Genomic DNA, 18,891 nt, shown 5'->3' on the forward strand with positions numbered 1-18,891 from the left:
CCGGGAACGGCCGTTGACGGGGGAGACCCTCCCCTTGGCAGGACGTTTGCTTAAGACTTCAGGACAGGTCGGAGGAGACGCACATGGACGGGCGGGTACAGGGGTCGGTGGAGGAGTGGGTCTCGCGGGCGGCCACGTTGTTCGCCGGGGACACCATCGTGGCGGCGCTCCGGGTGATGCAGGAACTCGGAGTGCGCCAGTTGCCGGTGGTGGACGAGGAGCACGGCGAACTCCTGGGAGAGATCACCGAGGAGGAGCTGCGCCGGTTGTGGAGGATCTCCCCCCTGGCCAGCATGGAGGAAATTCTTTCAGGCCAGCTCGAGACGGTCCTGGAGAATGATCCGGCCGGCCGGCCCCACCTCAAACATGCCGCGCCACTCGTGGACTTCCACGGAGCCCACGGGCGCTGGCCGCACTGAGGAGCAGGGCACGGCGGACCGCCGGGGACGACCCCCGGCGTGGACCGCGCGCCGGGAACTACCCGGCGTGGACCGCGGAGTCCTGGTCGCGCTCGGCCATGAGCGACATCAGCTCGGCCTTGAGCTTGTCCTTGGCGCGGATCTCCAGCTGGCGCGCGCGCTCGCGCGAGAAGCCGAAGTGCTCGCCCAGCTCGCTCAGCGTCATCTCCGAGTCGCCCATCACCCGGTGCTCGATGATGAAGCGCTCGCGCGGATCCAACCGGGTGAGCGCCTGACGGATGCGGGCGCGCGTCAGGTCGGCCTCCTGGCGGTCGGCCACCTCGTCCACCTGGGAGACGGACTCGGACTCCACGAAGTCCATGTGCGTGGCGTCGCCGTCCTCGCCCACCGGCGCGTCCAGCGACAAATCCCGGCCGCCCATGCGCTGCTCCATCTCGCGCACCTCGGTGGCCTTCACGTTGAGCTTGCGGGCGATCTCCTCCGCGTCGACGATGTTGCCCTCGCCGGGGCCCATCTTCTCCAGCTCGCGGCGCGTGCGCGCCAGGGCGAAGAACAGCCGGCGCTGGGCCTGCGTGGTGCCCAGCTTCACCAGGCTCCAGTTCTTCAGCACGTAGTTCTGGATGTAGGCGCGGATCCACCACACCGCGTAGGAGATGAGGCGGATGCCCTTGTCCGCGTCGAACTTCTGCACCGCCTTCATCAGGCCGATGTTCGCCTCCTGGATGAGGTCGGACATCTTCAGCCCGTAGGAGCGGTACTCGTAGGAGACCTTCACCGCGAAGCGCAGGTTGCTCGTCACCAGCTTGTGGCCCGCGGCCATGTCGCCCTGCTTGAAGCGCCGCGCGAGCGCCTGCTCCTCCTGCACGGACAGCAGCGGGTACTGGCTGATCTCCGAGAGGTAGGTGGAGAGGGAGTCGGCGGAGGAGAAGGCGGAGGCCTGGGTCATGATGTCTCTCGGGGGAAGACGCGTGGGATGGGACCGCGAAGACTGCGTGCCCTTGCTTTCAGCAAGAGCGGTGCCAACCCGCGACCTGCACGGTCATCAATGAATACAAGGGCTTGCATCCAGCTCCCCCCATGCTTAGGGCTGAAACCCGGAAGTTTTTACGGGGCCGCCGCGAGGTCCGGCACGCGAATTTCAGTGAGCGCGGGACCTACAGGCCCCCGGGTACGGCACCTCCTTCCCGGAGCCGACCCACCATGAGATGGAGGCCCCATGGACATGGAACCAAGGGAGCGGGCGAGCCGGGAAGAGCTGGTGCGCCGGCTCGAGCGGGAGGATGGCTTCGAGAACGAGACGTTCACGGACCTCGAGCTGCAGGGGCTGGAGCTGAACCAGAAGGAGTTCTACCGCTGCACCTTCGAGCGCTCCCAGTTCCAGGAGAGCCAGTGGCGCCAGTGCAAGTTCGAGGACTGCACCTGGAAGGGGTGTGATCTCACCCGGGCGCGGTTTCCGCAGGCGGCGCTGCGGGGGGTGCGCTTCGAGGGCTCGAAGCTGATGGGCATCGACTGGTCGAGCATCTCGGCCAACCCGGAGCTGGCGTTCGAGGGGTGCGTGTTGCGCTACGCCTCGTTCGTGGGGCTGAGCCTGAGGAAGACGGACGTGCTGCGCTGCACCGCGCAGGAGGCCAACTTCTTCGATCTGGACCTCACGGACTCGGACTTCGAGGGGACGGACCTGACGGGCAGCAACTTCCGTGGCTGCATCCTCACCCGGACGGACTTCTCGCTGGCGGTGGGGCTGGTGCTGGATCCCTCGCGCAACCGGCTCAAGGACACGCAGGTGCCCCTGGCCACGGCGGTGAGCCTGGCCGAGTCGATGGGCATGCGCGTGCCGGCGATGGGCGACACGACCGGGGCTCCGGCGTCCCGGGGCCGCAAGAAGAAGCGCTGAGCCTCAGCCGAAGAAGGACGCGCCCTGGCCCGACGCGGGGCCCGCCAGCGGCTTGTAGGGGAAGTAGAGGTTGCGCACGAAGCGGGTGAAGACGTGCTCCTCGTTCCAGCGCTGGCGCGCCATGCCGTACACCCCCGGCGCGCGCAGATCATGCGCGGTGACGGTGGGGATGAACTCGCGCTCGCTGTAGAGCGCGAACACCTCGTCCATGCGGGCGCGGACGCGGTAGGTGCGCCGCAGCGTCCGGTAGATGAGCTCGTTCTCCTCCTGGGTGAAGGCCATGCCCTGGATGGCATGGGCCAGCTCGTGGAACACCAGATGGGGCTCGGGGCCCAGCTTGTCCTGGCGCAGCGCGATGCGGGCGCGAGGCCACTCCGGATGATCCCAGAACAGACCCGCCGCCTGGGGAGACACGGAGCGGGGATAGCCATACTTCGCCAGGGGCTGCCCCGGGGGGATGAGGTCCACCTCCACCGGCCGCGCCGCGTCCATGCGGCCGATGAGCTGGAGGTTGCCCGAGAGCTGCCGGACCATGTCCCCTTCCACGCGCTGGAGCAGCTCGGCGGGAGCACCATGCGCCCGGAGGCTCACCTTCGCCTGGAACCAGGCGCGGGCCCGGCTCACGCCGTCCTTGGGAGGCCGTCCCTGGACGGACTCGAACACGTCGCCCCCGGCCAGCACGGTGAACGCGGACAGGGGCAGCCGGCGCGCGTGCTCCGCCGCCAGCGGCGTGCTCTCCGGGGTCGAGCCATCCAGGGTTTCCGAATCCGGCATCGACATCGCTCCTGCCTCCGCGTCCGGGAGTGCCGATACTATCTGTTCTCAAGACCCATGCGACCTGGAGCCTTCGCGGGCTACCTTGCGTCCCCATGTCTCCGTTCGCACTCGGGGCCGCCGCCGCCCTGCCCCCCATGCTGTTGCTCTGGTACGTCCACTCACGGGACAAGGATCCCGAGCCACGCGGGCTCCTGTGGCGCACGTTCTTCTGGGGTGTGGCCCTTTGCGTGCCCGTGGTTCCGGTGGCATTCGGCGTCCATGCGCTGGCGGTTCACTGGGGCTGGCGCATGCAGACCTGGGACATGGCGCTGCTGCTGGCCTTCCTCGGTGTCGCCCTGCCCGAGCAGTGTTTCAGGCTGCTCGTGCTGCGCCTGTACGTCTGGAACAAGCCCGCCTTCGACGAGCCCCTGGATGGCGTGGTGTATGGCGCCACGGTCTCGCTCGGCTTCGCGATGCTGGAGAACCTCTTCTACGTGATCGCGCTCTCGGATGAAGCGGGCCCGGGACTGGCGATGCTTCGCGCCGTCACCTCCGTCCCCCAACAGGCCTTCACCGGCATCATCCTGGGCGCCTTCGTGGGCCGCGCCCGCTTCGACGAGGATCGCGCGCGCGGCACCTGGCGGCTGGCCTCCGGATTCGCCGCCACCACCCTGCTGCAGGGTGCCTATTACACCCTCCTCTTCCGGGGCTCCTTCCCTCTCCTCCCACTGACACTCCTGGTGCTCCTGCTCGAGGTGCGCTGGGGCCGGCGCCTCTACAAGGAGCTCCAGGCCGAGCAGCGCTCCACGAATCCCTCCGTGACGGACGCCCCCTCCCTTCCCCAGCCCTCCACCCTCAGCGCGCGGCTGCGCTCGTTCGTGGGAGCGGCGGGCCTGTGGTGCTGCGTGATCGCATGGGTGGTGCTCCTCGCCATGCTCTTCGGTTCACCCTGGCCCTGGGACGTGGACACGAGTGACAAGAACGGATTCGCCGCGTCCTTGACGATCGTGTTCACGATCATCAGCCTGGTCGTCCGTCGCTCGGGACAGAGAGATCTGGCCTAGACCGGCCCGTCAATCTCCTTTCTCCGCGGTCACCGAGAACGGCTGGCGGTTTCACTGTCGGCCGAGACGCTCGGAGACGGCACGGAGCACAGCCCCCAGACGGTTGAAGTCCACCGTGGTGGCGATGTCTTCCTTCAGCACCCGCTGGAGCTCCGCCCAATCATCGATGAGAGAACCCACGCAGAGCGACGGGTCCTTCTGGAAATCGGTCCAATCCGGGGGCTCGACAACCCAATAATAATCCATGTCGTCGATCTCCAGTGCGTCTACGCCTGCCTGCTGGTAGTGCTCGACGAGAATTGCAAGCAGGAGGAGCAGTTGCCGCAAATGGATGTCGATGCGCCTGGCCTTGCTCCCACCCGTTTCCGAGGTGGAAGGCTCGAGGATGCGATCGGAGACGACACGAAGCACTGCTCCCAGGCGCTCGAAATCAACCGCGGTGGGCGCGCTGCCCTCGAACATCCGCTGAAGTCCTGCCCAGTCATCCAGGAGAGAGCCCACGGACAGCTTGGGATCCTGGTGGAACTCGGTCCACTCCGGGGATCTGACCACCCAATAACGGTCCATATCGTCGATTGTCAGGACGTCTACCCCAAATAGCATGGCCTCCCCCCGGACGAGCCCTTCCAGCATCAGCATCAGCTCCTGCATGAGGATTCGCATGCGCTCACGGTCCTCCATCTAGCGTGCGCAGGACCTCTTCGACCCTCTTCAAGTTCAGACGCTGGCCCCTCAATTGCCTCTCCACGTCATCGATCCGTCCCTGGATGATTTTCCTTTGAATCTCAGGAGGCTGGTTCTTGAGCTTTCCAAGATTATCGTTGGCGAAGGGATCGGTACGGTACTCCAGCAGCTTCTTCTCATGCTCCTCGATCAGCTTGATGAAGCTTCTTCTTGACTTTTCGAGTTGCGCCCTCGTCAAGCCCACATAGGAATTCTTGCTTTCACCCCCTGGGGCATGATCATCCCTGCTGGCCATGTGGAGGATGGAGACGGAGCCCACGCCCACCTCCAGCGTGGTCGTCACCGTGCCCGCCGCCACCGCCACCGTCCTTACCGACAGTAGACCCTCGGCCGAGAGGGACAGCACGGGCATGGTGACCTCCAACCCGCCCACTGCCCGCGTCAGCGTGCTCGTCGTGCCCCCGGCCGTGCCAAACGTGACGAGGAGGTGGGTCAGCAGCTTGGAGACTGCCTTCACCTGCTCGCCCCGAGTCATGTACCGGAAACGCTCGAGGTACTCGGGCGAGGAGGCGATGAGGGCCGCGACTCCCGCCGGGAGGTGTTGCAGCGCCGCGAGGCTGTCCAGCGGGCGCGTGAGCAGCTGGCCCATGGCCTGGTACAGCTCGACGAATGCCTCCTCCGCGCCATCCAGCGAGCGGCCAATGAGGTCGGCGTCGTCGTACACCTCGGCCAGCGGGGGACCTTCCAGTCTGGGGCGCAGTTGCGCATCCGCCTGCCGGAACACCCACCCCTTGACGACGTAGAAGCGGCCCAGCTCGAAGGCGCCCGCGCGAAAGGCTTCCTCCTTCCACTCCACCGGGCCCACCTTCTGCTGCGTGCGTCCGTTGAGCGTCCAGGCCAGATAGCCGTCCGGCCGTAGCACGGCCACCCCCTTGAATCGCTCCACCCGGCGCAGCAGCTCCTCGCGGGAGACGGCCCCTCCCACCAGCACCTCCCGTAGCAGGTGACAGGCAGCCATGCGCGGCGGGAACGAGCCCAGCGTCACGGGCTTGTTCAACAGCACCGTCAGTACCCGGGCCGCCTCCTCGGGCGTGAGGGGAGCACCTCGTGGGGGCTCGTCGTTGACGTTGTCCAGGCCCGCCAGCAGCAGCAGGTACTCGAAGGCGTCCGCCTGCCTGGCCCCGCTGGCCACCGCGCGCACGGCCATTTCAGCCGGGCTCACCATGGCCACCTCCGTGCCCTGTACGCGCTCTCCCCGTCGGCGCAGCAGCCTCGCGGGTGCATTCGCCCCCGTGGCCACGTGCTGGACGTCACCACGTACCTCGCCCACCAGCCCGGACGCGGCAGCCGGGTTGCGGTCCAGGAGCACACCGCGTCCCGCGGGCGGAGTCACCGTGATGCAGCCGGTGGACAGCACGACGGCCCCAAGCACCAGGGCCGCCCACTTCCAATCCAACTCAGCGGGCATGCTCCACCCCCAGGCCCAGGAACACGAAGGCGCCTGGGCACAGCACGTCTGAGGAAAACGCCACCGGGGTGGGTGCAACGAGAGCACCCACCCCGGTGTATGACTTTCAACTCATGGCGTGGTGCAGAGCGTGCCGTTGAGCAGGAAGGCGGCCGGCGCCGGAGCGTTGGGCGTCGGCGAGTTCGCGTTGAACCCGAAGGTGACCGAGCCATTCGGGGGGATGGTGCCGGTCCAGGCCTCGTTCTCCGCGCTCACCGAGGAATGGTGCTGGAAGAGCTTCGCGCTCCAGCCATTCACGACCGTCTGACCAGCGCCGAACTCCCACTGCAGCGTCCAGCCAGAGATGGCGCTGGTTCCGGTGTTGGTGATCTGGATGTTGCCGGTGAAGCCACCGGACCACTTGTTGGGCTCGGTGTAGACCACGTGGCAGTTCCCGGTGGGCGCGGTCTCGGTCGTGGTGAACGAGAGCACGCCGGAGGCCGGGGAGAGGTTGCCCGCGGCATCACGCGCGACCACGTAGAAGGAGTACGCGGTCGAGGGCGTCAGGCCCGTGAGGCGGGTGGAGGTGCCCGTGGGCGAGGCCATCCGATGGGGGGTGGAGCCCATCAGGTGGTACACGTCGTAGCCCACCACGCCCTGGTTGTCGTGCGCGGCGGGCCAGCTCAGGTCGGCGGTCGTCCCGGTCACGCCGCTCGCGGTGGGCGTCCCAGGGGCGGTGGGCGCCTCGTTATCCGGCGCGCCGCTGTCGAAGAGCACGTCGGAGCAGTTGTAGAAGGCCTCCGGGCTGTCCGAGCGCTGCCAGATGGAATAGATGATGTGCCGTCCGCTCTTGCCCACCGGCAACTGCGCGCTCCACGTGTACTCGGCGCCATCCGGGCCGCTGCCGTTGATCGGCGGATTGGTGACCGTGTCGAAGGGTGCCGGCTCCAGATCGGACCACTTCAGCGGCTGGCTCGGATCCCACCCATCCCGGGTCACGTACTGGTACCAGGTGCCGGGGTGCGGCGCCCACGCGTTGTACCGGATGGTGATGGTCGTGCCCGACTTCAGGGTCGTCGTGGGCCAGGCCGGGTGCGCCAGGTTGTAGGCGTCGAAGAGCGCAGTGGGTCCGCACAGCTTCCCGTCCGGGATGATCTCCCGGTGCCGCCCCCCCGCGTTGCTGATGAGGTTGCCGAACCAGTTCCAGAGCGGATTCTTTCCGCCCAGGGCCACGGCCTCGACACAGGCCGGATTGGTGGGTTGCAGATCGCCTCCCCCACCACCCGCCTTGCCATCCAGGTAGCAGGCGTAGGTCCGGGTCGCGGGGAACGTCAGTCCGCCGTGGGCCAGCGCCGCGTCGAGGGGCAACACCAGCCCCAGGGAGGTCAGGCCGACGATCGCTGCACGAGACACGCTCTTGTTTGGCTTTCGCATGAAGTTCTTCTCCTTCGCTCGAAGTGCCGGGTTTACGGCTCGGTGCCCCAGACGAGGACGCCGCTGCGGAACACGGTCATCTTGCTCGTCGTGGAGAACGAGGTCTTGGTGGGGTCGAACGAGTAGTCGTTCGTCTCGTCGAAGTTGGACCAGTTGCTCTTGTTGAAGCGGATCTGGATCTCGCCCGTGTCGCCGCCCGCCGCCACGGAGCCAGCGCCCGTGGTGAAGCCGAACTCGATGTAGTGCGAGGCACCCGTCTTCGGCGTGGAGAGCTGGACCACGGTGGAGGTGATGTTCGAGCAGTTCACGTTGGCGTAGTCACACGCGACCTGCACCGACTCGCCGGAGTCCGGCGTGAAGTAGTAGCGGACCTTCAGCTCCGAGAGCGGAACGCCGGCCGTTCCCCCGTTGGCGATCCGGAAGTGGGGCCGGGCCTGGTTGTTGGCCGGCGAATTGGAATCACCGTCACGGTACTGGACCGAGAGGCTGGAGGCGGGGGCCTGCTGCGTGGTCGCGGAGACTTCCGTGGACGCGGAGGACTCGTTGCCGGACGTGTCGACGGCCGTGATCTTGTAATAGTAGGCGGTCGAGGCGGTCAGGCCGGTGCTGGCGTAGGAGGCGGTCGTGAGGCCGCTGGCGATCCGGTTGGCGGCCGAGGGCGTGAAGCCGCTCGTCGTGGAGCGGTAGACGCTGTAGCCCTTCAGGTCGGCCTCGGTGCTGGCGGTCCAGGACAGGTTGATCTGGCTGGAGCTGGCCGAGGTGGCCTTCAGGCCTGCCGGAGCCGCGGGCGGAAGGGTATCCGGGGCGGGCGTGGACGCGGAGGACTGCGAGGACGCGGGGGACTCGTTGCCAGACGTGTCGACGGCCGTGACCTTGTAATAGTAGACGGTCGAGGCCTTCAGCCCGGCGTCGGAGTAGGAGGCGGTCGTGAGGCCGCTGGCGACCCGGTTGGCGGCCGAGGGCGTGAAGCCGCTCGTGGTGGAGCGATAGACATTGTAGCCCGCCAGGTCCGGCTCGGTGTTCGCGTTCCAGCTCAGGTTGATCTGCGTGGGATTGGCCGCGGCGGCCAGCAGACCGACCGGGAGCGCGGGGGGGATGGTGTCGACCACGATGGGGCCGGGCTCGGAGCCGAAGATGCGCACACCGTTGTCGTAGATGGGAATGAGAGACGTCCTCGCCGCGGAAGCGGTCAGGTTCTTGTAGGACGGGTCATTGGTCGGATCCCACGCGGCGCCCACCGCGGCGGCGATGCGGAACTGGGCTTCCTTGCGGAAGGCGGACTGGCCACCGGGGTAGACGGGCGTGCCGGTGAAGTCGACCGTGACGTAGTAGATGTTGCCGGACCACTGCTTGAGCGGCAGGACCTTGGCGCCCTGGCTGTAGTTCATCGAGACGGTCAGGCTCGCGGCGGAACCTCCGGCGGCGATGACCTCGGAGATGTCGATGAAGTAGCGCAGGGACAGCTTGTCACCCATGCGGGCGGGCCAGCTCGAGACGTTGTTGACGTACGAGCGGATCTCCGTGAAGTTCTGGCCGGACACGTTGATGCCGGCCTCCACGTAGAACTCGTCCGTGGTGGGCGTCTCCCGCTTCGGGAAGGTGGGGTCGGGCGTACCGCCGTGCAGGAGGTACATCTTGGCCAGCACACCGGTGAAGGCCGCGTTGTAGTCCGTGGCGACCTCGTTCGCGGTGTAGTTGGACCGGTCGTCCACGTAGGCATCCGACGCGTCCGGGCCACCCACCAGGGCGCCATACAGGATGTGCCGGCTCTCGACCGGGTTGGAGAGGGAGTCGGCCCAGGCGCCGTGCGCCGTGCGGTGGTGCGGGTTGCGGGGCGGGTTCGCGCCGAAGCCAATCACGTAGCTCGAGTTGCGGGGGTTCTCGCCGAGCATGTAGCGGACCTGCCGGTCGGCGAAGTCGCGGTAGCGCGTGGCCCTGGCCGGATCGCTGGCGGCGATGTCGTCGGAGTAGACGAAGGCGAGGAACGAGGCGTTCGCGGCGTAGCGCAGGCTGCCCCACGTATCCAGCCAGGCGAGCCCACCCGGCGTGTAGCGGACGCGCTCGCCGTTGAAGCCGGTGGTCCAGTAATCCAGGTTGCGCTCCGTGGAGGACTTGTAGATGTCCTTGCCCGTGAGGCGGGCGAGCAGGAGCTGGGCACCGAAGTGCTTGTCATCCCAGTTGTGCGTCCACCGGTAGCTCCAGTAGGGCGTCTGATTCTCGTTGCCCCAGTAGGAGGTGTAGCTCTCGGCCTTCGTCAGGTAGCTGCTCTCCGCGGTGGCCAAGTACAGCCAGGCACCCGCCCAGCTCAGCTCGTCCCAGTAGCCACTCCAGGAGTTGTAGAAGGACTTCGCGTCCGTGATGCAGTCGGAGTACTTGCCCCGGTAGGTGTCCGCGAAGGTGAAGAGCTGTTTGGCGTGCGTCAACAAGGTGGCCGAGTAGGCCGGATCCGCCTGCCTGAACACGATGGACGAGGCGGCCATGGCCGCGGCCGTCTCACCGGCCAGGTCCGAGCCGGGGCAGGAAGCGTCGATCTTGAAGGCGGGCCGCGCCATCTGCATGACCTCGGCCGGTCCCCACCAGGAGTGGTCCGCGTTGCCCGCGCCCACCTGGCCATACAGCTCGTTCGGAGCGGTATGCGCCTTGATGAAGTAGTCATTGACCCAGCGCAGGTTGTCCAGGAGCGCGGCGCGCTGTCCGCTCTGCTGGTACGCATCCTCGTACTCGTAGAGGGACCAGGCCAGCAGGGTCGCGCTGGCGGCCATGGGGAGGCCGAACTTCACGTGATCGCCGGCATCGTACCAACCGCCGGTCAGATCCTTGCCCACGTCGGCGCCGTCGTTCAGGCCGGAGTCGCCGCGCCAGCTCACCCGGTTGTTGCTGGGGAGGGGACCGGAGCGCTGGGCCTCGTAGAACCAGATGGATTTCTGCAGGGCCTCCGCGTAGTTGAACGTCTGCGCTTGCGCGGCCAGCGGGCTCGCGACCGACGACAAGCCCATCAGCAGCGCGGCGGGGGTTGTCAGGAAAGACTTACGCATCGTGGAACGGCTCCTTCGTTGCGTCCATGGAGTGGGGGGAGAGGGGAGGCTTGGATTGCAAGACGGCGGCGAGGAACGCTCCGTTCCCCGCCGCCTCGAATACTGAAAGGAAGGCCGCTCAACGCTTCCCCATGAACTCAGCACCTGCCAAGACGTTGAGCGGCCCCGCCCTCACTTGACGACGATGTTGCAGTTCTGGCCTTCCAGACGGAGACCACTGGGCACCGGCTTGGCGCCGCTGTAGTTGGCCACGTAGCCGGCCTCGATGCTGCTGCCGCCCGGAACCGTCGAGTTGCCCTGGGGCGTCACCTCGACCGAGCGGCCCGTCTTCGTGAAGGTCGCGCTCCAGGAGTTGGCCAGCGTGAAGTCGTTGGTGGCCGTCCAGCTGATCTTCCAGTTGGAGATGGGCTGCGTGCCCGCGTTCTGGAGGATGACCCGGGCGACGTGACCGTTGCCCCAGTCGTTGCTGGCGTCCACGGTCACCGTGCAGCTCGGCGGGGCCGGGATGTCATTGTCGAGCTCGGTCGCGTTGACGGACACCGCCGACAGGCCCGTCGCGCTCAGCTTGAAGCTGGCCGTCCCGTTCGTCTGGTCCGCGTCCTCCACCGCGGAGATGGTGACCGTCTGCCCCACGTTCCAGTTGGCGGGGGTGAAGGTCAGCGTGGCGCCGGACGACACGAACAGGTCCGCGTCACCGGAAGCCTTGGCCACGGAGACCGTGACGTTGCCCGCGGGGGCGGCGGACAGGCTCACCGTGAAGCTCGCGGAGCCCCCCTCGGCCACGCTGATGTCCGTCGACGAGGCCACGATGCCGGCGGCGGGAGGAGCACCCTCGAACAGCCGGGCGTAGTCCGCCATGGCCATGGCGATGTCCGCCTGGGCCCAGAAGCGGTGGTAGGTGAACTCGGGCACCGGGCCGCCGTTGAGGAAGCTCTGCACCTTCGCCCACTCCGGATCCTGCTTGTACTTCGGACGCAGGCTGAGGAACGTGGCGTTCGAGTCGACCGTCGCGCCCTGGGCCGTCGTGCCCGACCAGCCCGAGGGGACGAAGACGCCGTCGCCCGTCGTCGCGTTGTAGGTGTCGTCGAAGCGCTTGTAGTCCTCGCGCTTCTCGGGCACGGCCACGCCCTTGGGCGTCTGGTAGTTCGTCCACATCCGGTCGAGCAGCTCCTTGGCCAGGGTCTTGGCCGCCGTGTTGCCGGACCGGGCGGCGTAGAACACCAGCGTACGGGCGTACGCCGACGTCACGCCCACGTCGGTGGTGTGGTCCACGACCGTCACGTGCAGGTTGCTGTTGGTGCCCGGAGAGGCCGGGTTCCAGGTGTCCGGCGTACCCGACCACGCCAGGGTGCTGGGGACCTGGTACTTGCCATCCGTGGTGAGCTTGGTGTTCTGCGAGGCCCAGGCCACCCACTTGTCGAGCAGCTTCTTGGCCTGCGCGTCACCCGTGACGTAGTAGTACTCCGCCACGCGCTGCACGGACCACGCCTGGAAGCCGAACCACTGGTTGCTCGGGGGATCGTGGTAGACGGGCTGCCAGTCGTAGTACATGCCGTAGAAGGACGACGCGTTGTCCGGCTGCCCGTAGCGACCGTTCCAGCTGTTCGTGGCACCACCCGCGAAGCCGCCCTCGGCCGACTGCAACCAGGTGTAGAACTCGATCTGCCGCTTGAGGCTCGTCGCCCAGTCGGCGGCGCCGGTCGCGGACAGGGGCCGCAGGAACGACGTGCTGCTCAGCACGTAGGCCGCCATCGGGTTCTGGTAGCCGAAGTGGTTGTGGCTCGAGCCGATGCGCCAGGCCCAGCCAGCGCTCGTGTCGACGGCACCACCCCACGAGTAGTACCAGGACAGCAGATAGTGCATGCTGTTCTTGCCACTGCCCGCGGGGCAGTTGGTCTCGCCAATGCAATCACCGATGCGCTTGAAGTACTTGTCGAACATCGAGTAGCGCAGGTAGTCGCCCATCTTCGCCGCCTTCTTGACGGCATCGGCCACCTGGGCCTCCTTGCCCTGCTCCTTGGCCCAGATGTGGGCCCAGTACGCCGCCTGCACCGCGCGGGCATCCGCGTCCGGCGCGTTGGTGTAGCGCCACTGGCGCGAGTAGTTGGCGTCACCCGTGAACAGGCTCAGGAAGCCATGGCCCGACTTGCCCCAGGCGAAGGTGTCGCAGGAGGGGTGCGGCACCGTCTCCCACACGGACTCCTGCGAGCCGCGCTGGAAGGTGTTGATGTAGGACGGCGAGGTCGTGCCATCTCCGCAGCGGCCGTAGCCGTACCAGTTGTCCACGTCCAGCAGCCAGTGCATGCCATAGATGTCGCTGGTGCCGTACGCCGCCTGCAGCTCGGCCGCGATCGGGTCGTTGCCCACCGCCACCTCCGGGCGCAGCTGGGAGGGATACTGCTTCGGCAAGTCCCACTCCGCGGCGTAGGTGGCCGGCTTGCTCGCGTTGTAGTACTGGTTGGTGGGCTGATCCGCGTGCGAGGGGATGATGTACTTCTCCATGTTGGCCCAGGCGGCGTTGAAGGGCGCCCAGTCCCCCGTCACCTGGCCATACACCGCCTCCAGCCACAGCCAATAGCCGTAGGCCTCCGAGGTGGTCTCGTGACCGTGGTCCGGCGCCTCCACCATCAGCGTCTCGATGGAGTGATAGGGCACGCCCTTGGGGCTGAAGTACCCGTTCGCCGGATCCTTGATCTTGTTGTACTGATCCAGGAAGCGCTGCGTATAGGCGGAAGACTCACCCGCGAGCGCCTTGGACAGCGTGCGCACGGGCGCGGGCCGGGGGCTGGCCGCAACCGCTTGCGCGGGAACGGTCGCCGCGATGGCCAGACAGAGGGCACGCGTCATCGCTGCTTTGACAGGCTTCAAGAACATCACTTCCTCCTGGGGTAAGATGAATGCACGACATGACCGGGGACGACCGTCCTGCCGGGACCGCGTCAGCGTTTTCCAACATCACGAAGAGATGACTTTCGAGGGATGGAAGTGGGGAGCATCCCCATCCCCACGCATCTCACGCGGGACAACACATTCACTGCACAGACAATGAAAGGAATCACGGAGGCGGGCACGGCCCGTCTGACTCAGCAGGCCATCGCGGATTCCCCTGATACATCAGTGAATTCTTGAATGCAAACGAAAACTGCTTTTCCACGTTGATGCGTATGTATGGAATAAGCAAGGAACGACCGGCCGGTCCGTGGCGCCCGGAGAAACAGGACACGGAGCCGTCTCGCTACCTGTTGGACTTCGTTGCCCGACGAAGACCGCCCAACCCACCAGCCCCTACCGCTCAGCAACCACGGCACCCGTATCCCACCCCGCCAGACCCATCCAAGCCCCGAGCGCTCGCATGACGAGCCGCTCCCGCTGGCGCGCGACAAGGAATCGTAACGTTTCGATTCTTGATTCCTCCCATACTTTGACTCCGCCGTCAATGCGGTTCTAGCGGGTTTCCCGCAGAAAGAAACGGTCGAAATAACGAGCTGAGAACGTTACGATCTCCGTCAGTGTAGGCGACGCGGTGCGACAAGGAAAAACCATGTCGCGGCGCGCCAAAAACAGACGGCAACGCGGTGCGGCAAAGCCAGTACAAAAAGAGTTCGAGACATGACAATGCGCTTTCCCGAAAACTTTCTGTGGGGGGTGTCCACCTCCAGCTACCAGATTGAAGGCGGCGCCCCGGACGATGGGCGGGGCCGGAGCATCTGGGACACCTACTGCGCGACGCCCGGCAAGGTCGCCAACGGGGACACGGGTGAGGTCGCGTGTGACCACTACCACCGCTACCCCGAGGACCTGGATCTGCTGCGAGACCTGGGCGCCAAGGTCTACCGCCTCTCCATCATGTGGCCGCGGGTGCTCCCCGAGGGGGGGGGCCGGGTCAATGAAAAGGGGCTGGACTTCTACGATCGCATCGTGGACGGCGTGCTCGAGCGCGGCATGCGCGCCTGGCCATGTCTCTATCATTGGGATCTGCCGCAGGCGCTGCAGGACCGCGGCGGCTGGACCAATCGAGACATCGCGGGCTGGTTCACGGATTACACGGCCCTCGTCGCCCGGCGGCTCGGGGATCGCGTCGAGAACTGGGTGACCTTCAACGAGCCGAGCGTCTCGGCCTGGGTCGGGCACGAGGAGGGGCGCCATGCGCCGGGCCTGACGGATCCCCGCGCCGCCGTGCGCGCCGCGCACCACCTCAACCTGGCGCATGGGCGGGCCGTCGCGGTGCTGCGCGAGCTGACGCCCCGCGCCGGCGTGGGCACGGTGATCCCCATCCACAAGGCCCGGCCGCTGCCCCAGTTCCAGGAGCGCGATGCCCACCTGGTGCCGCTCTTCGAGGACAAGTGGAACGGCGTCTTCCTCGATCCCATCTACCACGGCCGGTATCCGGCCTCGCTCGCGGACCGGTTCGCCGAGCACGTGCGCGACGGCGACCTCGCGGAGATCCACCGGCCGATCGACTTCGTGGGCGTCAACCAGTACTTCCCGAGCTACCTCCAGCAGTGCTCGAACGGCGCCTGGCCCTTCCAGCATGCCGACCCGCCACTCTACTTCCGCCGCACGGAGATGAACTGGGCCATCGACGGGCACGCCTTCTACGAGGCGCTCATGTTCGTCAAGGCGCGCTACGGCAACCCGCCCGTCTACGTGACCGAGAACGGCGGGGCCTTCATCGACGTGGTCGGGGCCGATGGCCGGGTTGACGATCAGGACCGTATCGCCTATTACCGGGAATACTTGATCGGATTGCAGCGCGCGATATCGGAGGGAGCGGACGTCCGTGGGTTCATGCCCTGGTCGTTGCTCGACAACTTCGAGTGGGCGCGCGGTTACGCCAAGCGCTTCGGCCTCGTGCATGTGGACTACCAGACCCAGAAGCGCACCCCCAAGGCGTCCTTCCACTTCATGCGGAAAGTGATCGCCGAGAATGCCTTGTCAGGCATCTGAACCTGGACTCGAATGACGTGAGTGCCAAACGAAGCAAGCGCCAGGACGGGGATGAGACCATGCGACCGGCAGGGTCGGAACGAGCGAACCTCAAGACACTGGCCACGCACCTCGGACTGTCGATCAGCACGGTGTCCCGCGCGCTGAAGGACGGTCCGGAGGTCAGGCCGGAGACGATCCAGCGGGTGAAGGAGGCCGCCGCCCGGTTCGGCTACGTGCCGAACATCGGCGGCATCCACCTGCGCACCGGCCGGACGTACAAGGTCTGCTCCATCCTCTACGCGCCCGAGGTCGGTGACTACGGAGAGCCGGGCTTCCTGGCGCAGGTGGAGAGCCTGTCCAACGGCATGGAGACCGCGGGCTACAACCTGCTCGTCCTGGCGCAGACGGGCCACCAGGCGCCGTTGGATCCGGTCCGGAAGATCTACGATCAACGGCTCGCCGACGCGGTCGTCTTCTCGCGCACCACGCCCATGGACGAGCGGGCCCGGTTCTGCCTGGAGAAGGACTTCCCGTTCGTGAGCTTCGGACGGACCGAGCTGCAGACACCGCACGCCTATGTCGACCACGACGACGAGCACGCGGTCTTCGACGCGGTCGTGCGTCTGTCGCGCGAAGGGCACCGGAAGATCGTCCTGCTCAACCCGACGGGCGGGTTCAACTATGTCGGTCTGCGGTTGCGCGGCTATCAGCGGGCACTGGGCGAGGTGGGGCTGCCCTGGGACGAGGCCCTCGTCTACCAGGGAGACCTGTCGGTGCGGCGCACCCGCGAGGCCGTCCGGCAGATCCTGCAGCGTGAGCCCTCCATCACGGCGATCATCTGCGCGAACCAGATGTCCATCGTGGGCACGCTGGAGGGGCTGCTCGAGAGCGGGCGGGACACGAAGCGGGACGGCGTGAGTGTCGTCGGCTTCGGTGGTATGCCCTTCCTCACGCTCTCCGAGCAGCACGTCACCTACTACTACCAGCCGCAGTCGCGCGTCGGCGCCGTGCTGGCCAAACACCTGACCGCGCTCCTCAACGGCGAGCCCGCGGAGAATCTGCGAACGGTGCTGCCCTATGTGCGCATCGATGACCTGCGGCTGTTCCGCACGCAGGACGAGATCGATCTGACCCAGGAGCCTCCGCGCTCTTGAGGTCCCCAGGCCCGGGCCTCAACAGCCCATGATCTCGAAGACCGCGGCCTCGCGCACGCCCCCCTGCTCCGCCCCGGAGAGAAACAGCCGGAAGTGGAGCACGTTGTAGTGGCGGGACGTGCGCAACACGAGGTCCAGCCCGCCGTCGTGGTTCAAGTCACCGGCCCAGAGCACCTCCCAGCTCCCATCGTCCGTCTCCTGGACCTCGTACAGGACGACGGGCGCGGGCCCCCCGTGGAGCGTCAGGCGGAAGCCGGTCTCACCCAGCTTCGTACGCTCGAGGCGCCACGTCCCGCCACGCAGCTCGATCCGCACTGAATCGGGTCCGATTCCGGAGGACGCGATGCCGGAGTCCGTCACCCGGGCACGCTCCACGGGGCCTTCGCGGACGCCCTGGACGTCACGCAACAAGACCAACGGCTCACAGGGAGCGCTCACCTCCTTGCCCGTGGGCACCCCTCCCTCCCGGTCCAGTATCGGGTCCTCCACCTGATGGACGCTCAGCCGGACGAGGCGCAGCTCGGTGCCACCCTCACACAGCGCGAGGAAGGGCGCACCGTTGGCTGCCTGGACTTCGGTCCCATGAAAGGTCCCCGGCGTCAGCAACATGGGCTTGGGCGTGGCGGACAACAGCAAGAGCAGGAGGAGCGGGTTCATGGGCTTCCCTCATTGCAGGAGGCACGCCGGGCCCAAGTGGCCGGAATAACGAGGCCTCCCCCCTCCGGGGCGAGGGTTCACACCCACACCCCGTGTCGCGGCGGCCACGGGGCTGTGATCCACGCCACGGCCCTGGAGTGAGGCGGCGCACTGCTCGGAAGTCCGCCTCGCCGCACCATGCGCCTCATCCCGGGTCACGAGACCCGCCCGGGACGAAGGGGCAGTGGAGATCATGGTGATGAGCGAGCAGCAGGCAGGGGCGTTGGAGCCACATGTATTGGTCCTCGACAAGCAGCAGAGCTACAAGCGCCCGGAGGAAGATGCCCTCATCCGGACGCTCCGGGAGGGATGCCGGCGCGCCGCCGTCCGCTACCTGCCCTACCGCCTCTCCCCCGTCATCCTGGGCATGCCCGGGTTGCTGCTGCACCTGTTCCTGCTCGCCGCCGTCCATACCTTCGAGCGCGCGCGGTGGATGTATGGCCTCTGGGTGATCTGCCGGGTGCTCCACTTCTGTCTGGATGCCATGGACGGCACCCAGGCCCGGCGCAACGGGACACAATCGACCGCGCGCCACTTCTGGGACCATTGGGTCGACGTCGCCAATTCGGCCATGGCCGTGATGATCGTGGCGCGGCTCGGTCCCCACCAGGGCGTCTCCTTCATGCCCTACATCCTGCTGACCGCCACCGGCCAGTTGTTCTTCTACCTCGGGCTGTGCCGTTACTTCGCCACGGGCATCATGCGTGACCCCTATATCAACCACCTCTGGAACTATGTCTTCTGTCTGTTCCTGGGGTTGTCCGTCTGTCTTCAGGGCGTGGAGCTCCTCGACACCCGCGGCTTCCAGCTCACCTATGCGCTCGCGAGCCTCGCGGCCTTCGGGTGCGGCGTCGTGTCCCTCGTGAAGGATGTCGTGCTCATGGCCCGCTCGCGGCTGTCCTCCGGGCGCTTCTACGTGCGGATCCTCACCGCGCCCGTGCTCATCCTCGGCATCCATGTGCTCTGGCTCCAGGACTCGAGCGATGTCTTCTACGCCCGGGCCCTCGTCGCCCTCGCCATGAGCAGCCTCGCGGTGAGCATCCACGCGCGCCAGCTCGTCAACAAGGCTCCGGCCTGGCTGACGGCCGAGGGGGCCTTGTTCCTCCTCGTGCTCCCCTTGTCGGCGCTGCCCTCGTCACTCCAGCCAGAACTCCACCGCGCACTGCTGCTGGTGATGGTGCTGGCCACGATCATCAACCTGGTCCGCTACCTCCGGGAGATGATCTCCCAGTACCCGGAGATTGGCTTCCCCTGGGTCTGGCTGCCCTCGACGTACCGGCCGGGGCTGCTTCAGGTGAGCAACAAGCTCGCGGCATGAGCAGCCCCCGTCACGGCACCGTCAGGGACATCTGCGAGGCGATGACCGCCGGGATAGCTGA

The 18,891-nt window shown here is 66.8% G+C and carries 14 protein-coding genes; 6 read left to right on the forward strand and 8 right to left on the reverse strand.

What is annotated here, in order from left to right; translation table 11 throughout:
• Positions 1–83 precede the first annotated feature (83 nt).
• Complete coding sequence (locus tag CYFUS_RS38095; RefSeq protein WP_095989666.1) at positions 84–419, forward strand: CBS domain-containing protein; 336 nt, start codon at positions 84–86, stop codon at positions 417–419.
• A gap of 58 nt (positions 420–477) precedes the next feature.
• Here the strand turns inward: CYFUS_RS38095 and CYFUS_RS38100 are convergent, their stop codons facing one another.
• Positions 478–1,365, reverse strand: a complete 888-nt coding sequence (locus tag CYFUS_RS38100; protein ID WP_095989667.1) for an RNA polymerase factor sigma-32 — start codon at positions 1,363–1,365, stop codon at positions 478–480.
• Positions 1,366–1,635: 270 nt separating this feature from the next.
• On the opposite strand from CYFUS_RS38100, the gene CYFUS_RS38105 reads away from it, so the two are divergent.
• Complete coding sequence (locus CYFUS_RS38105; protein ID WP_095989668.1) at positions 1,636–2,313, forward strand: pentapeptide repeat-containing protein; 678 nt, start codon at positions 1,636–1,638, stop codon at positions 2,311–2,313.
• A gap of 3 nt (positions 2,314–2,316) precedes the next feature.
• On the opposite strand, the gene CYFUS_RS38110 is transcribed toward CYFUS_RS38105, so the two are convergent.
• Positions 2,317–3,087, reverse strand: a complete 771-nt coding sequence (locus tag CYFUS_RS38110; protein WP_095989669.1) for a hypothetical protein — start codon at positions 3,085–3,087, stop codon at positions 2,317–2,319.
• 95 nt (positions 3,088–3,182) lie between these two features.
• Here CYFUS_RS38110 and CYFUS_RS38115 point away from each other — a divergent pair, with 95 nt between their 5' ends.
• Positions 3,183–4,133 carry a PrsW family intramembrane metalloprotease gene (locus tag CYFUS_RS38115; RefSeq protein ID WP_095989670.1) on the forward strand — a complete coding sequence of 317 codons (951 nt, stop codon included), beginning with the start codon at positions 3,183–3,185 and terminating at the stop codon, positions 4,131–4,133.
• A 51-nt stretch (positions 4,134–4,184) separates the two neighbouring features.
• On the opposite strand, the gene CYFUS_RS38120 is transcribed toward CYFUS_RS38115, so the two are convergent.
• The 5 genes from CYFUS_RS38120 to CYFUS_RS38140 all read right to left on the reverse strand — a co-directional run bounded on the left by CYFUS_RS38120 (position 4,185) and on the right by CYFUS_RS38140 (position 13,607).
• A complete protein-coding gene (locus CYFUS_RS38120) occupies positions 4,185–4,796 on the reverse strand; it encodes a hypothetical protein (protein WP_157758891.1) in 612 nt (203 codons plus the stop codon).
• Positions 4,797–4,800: 4 nt separating this feature from the next.
• On the reverse strand, positions 4,801–6,285 hold the full coding sequence (locus tag CYFUS_RS53345) for a hypothetical protein (RefSeq protein WP_232537047.1): 1,485 nt from the start codon (positions 6,283–6,285) through the stop codon (positions 4,801–4,803).
• A 111-nt stretch (positions 6,286–6,396) separates the two neighbouring features.
• Positions 6,397–7,698: a lytic polysaccharide monooxygenase gene (locus CYFUS_RS38130; RefSeq protein WP_095989672.1), complete on the reverse strand. Its 1,302-nt coding sequence runs from the start codon at positions 7,696–7,698 to the stop codon at positions 6,397–6,399.
• A 32-nt stretch (positions 7,699–7,730) separates the two neighbouring features.
• A complete protein-coding gene (locus tag CYFUS_RS38135; RefSeq protein ID WP_095989673.1) occupies positions 7,731–10,733 on the reverse strand; it encodes a glycoside hydrolase family 9 protein in 3,003 nt (1,000 codons plus the stop codon).
• 171 nt (positions 10,734–10,904) lie between these two features.
• On the reverse strand, positions 10,905–13,607 hold the full coding sequence (locus tag CYFUS_RS38140; protein WP_095989674.1) for a glycoside hydrolase family 48 protein: 2,703 nt from the start codon (positions 13,605–13,607) through the stop codon (positions 10,905–10,907).
• Positions 13,608–14,348: 741 nt separating this feature from the next.
• Between CYFUS_RS38140 and CYFUS_RS38145 the strand changes: the two genes are divergently transcribed.
• Positions 14,349–15,680 carry a GH1 family beta-glucosidase gene (locus CYFUS_RS38145; protein ID WP_095989675.1) on the forward strand — a complete coding sequence of 444 codons (1,332 nt, stop codon included), beginning with the start codon at positions 14,349–14,351 and terminating at the stop codon, positions 15,678–15,680.
• A 59-nt stretch (positions 15,681–15,739) separates the two neighbouring features.
• Positions 15,740–16,816: a LacI family DNA-binding transcriptional regulator gene (locus tag CYFUS_RS38150; RefSeq protein WP_095989676.1), complete on the forward strand. Its 1,077-nt coding sequence runs from the start codon at positions 15,740–15,742 to the stop codon at positions 16,814–16,816.
• 18 nt (positions 16,817–16,834) lie between these two features.
• Here the strand turns inward: CYFUS_RS38150 and CYFUS_RS38155 are convergent, their stop codons facing one another.
• Positions 16,835–17,473, reverse strand: a complete 639-nt coding sequence (locus CYFUS_RS38155) for a hypothetical protein (protein ID WP_095989677.1) — start codon at positions 17,471–17,473, stop codon at positions 16,835–16,837.
• 238 nt (positions 17,474–17,711) lie between these two features.
• On the opposite strand from CYFUS_RS38155, the gene CYFUS_RS51270 reads away from it, so the two are divergent.
• Positions 17,712–18,830, forward strand: coding sequence for a CDP-alcohol phosphatidyltransferase family protein (locus tag CYFUS_RS51270; protein WP_198316285.1), 1,119 nt, complete (start codon positions 17,712–17,714; stop codon positions 18,828–18,830).
• The last annotated feature ends 61 nt before the right edge of the window (positions 18,831–18,891 follow it).

The organism is Cystobacter fuscus (genome assembly GCF_002305875.1).
Taxonomy (GTDB): domain Bacteria; phylum Myxococcota; class Myxococcia; order Myxococcales; family Myxococcaceae; genus Cystobacter; species Cystobacter fuscus_A.

Excerpts from the sequence above, each read along its gene's own strand:
- CYFUS_RS38095 (WP_095989666.1), top strand. The coding sequence starts at position 84 with ATGGACGGGCGGGTACAGGGGTCGGTGGAGGAGTGGGTCTCGCGGGCG.
- CYFUS_RS38100 (WP_095989667.1), bottom strand. The coding sequence starts at position 1,365 with ATGACCCAGGCCTCCGCCTTCTCCTCCGCCGACTCCCTCTCCACCTAC.
- CYFUS_RS38105 (WP_095989668.1), top strand. The coding sequence starts at position 1,636 with ATGGACATGGAACCAAGGGAGCGGGCGAGCCGGGAAGAGCTGGTGCGC.
- CYFUS_RS38110 (WP_095989669.1), bottom strand. The coding sequence starts at position 3,087 with ATGCCGGATTCGGAAACCCTGGATGGCTCGACCCCGGAGAGCACGCCG.
- CYFUS_RS38115 (WP_095989670.1), top strand. The coding sequence starts at position 3,183 with ATGTCTCCGTTCGCACTCGGGGCCGCCGCCGCCCTGCCCCCCATGCTG.
- CYFUS_RS38120 (WP_157758891.1), bottom strand. The coding sequence starts at position 4,796 with ATGCGAATCCTCATGCAGGAGCTGATGCTGATGCTGGAAGGGCTCGTC.
- CYFUS_RS53345 (WP_232537047.1), bottom strand. The coding sequence starts at position 6,285 with ATGCCCGCTGAGTTGGATTGGAAGTGGGCGGCCCTGGTGCTTGGGGCC.
- CYFUS_RS38130 (WP_095989672.1), bottom strand. The coding sequence starts at position 7,698 with ATGCGAAAGCCAAACAAGAGCGTGTCTCGTGCAGCGATCGTCGGCCTG.
- CYFUS_RS38135 (WP_095989673.1), bottom strand. The coding sequence starts at position 10,733 with ATGCGTAAGTCTTTCCTGACAACCCCCGCCGCGCTGCTGATGGGCTTG.
- CYFUS_RS38140 (WP_095989674.1), bottom strand. The coding sequence starts at position 13,607 with ATGTTCTTGAAGCCTGTCAAAGCAGCGATGACGCGTGCCCTCTGTCTG.
- CYFUS_RS38145 (WP_095989675.1), top strand. The coding sequence starts at position 14,349 with ATGCGCTTTCCCGAAAACTTTCTGTGGGGGGTGTCCACCTCCAGCTAC.
- CYFUS_RS38150 (WP_095989676.1), top strand. The coding sequence starts at position 15,740 with ATGCGACCGGCAGGGTCGGAACGAGCGAACCTCAAGACACTGGCCACG.
- CYFUS_RS38155 (WP_095989677.1), bottom strand. The coding sequence starts at position 17,473 with ATGAACCCGCTCCTCCTGCTCTTGCTGTTGTCCGCCACGCCCAAGCCC.
- CYFUS_RS51270 (WP_198316285.1), top strand. The coding sequence starts at position 17,712 with ATGAGCGAGCAGCAGGCAGGGGCGTTGGAGCCACATGTATTGGTCCTC.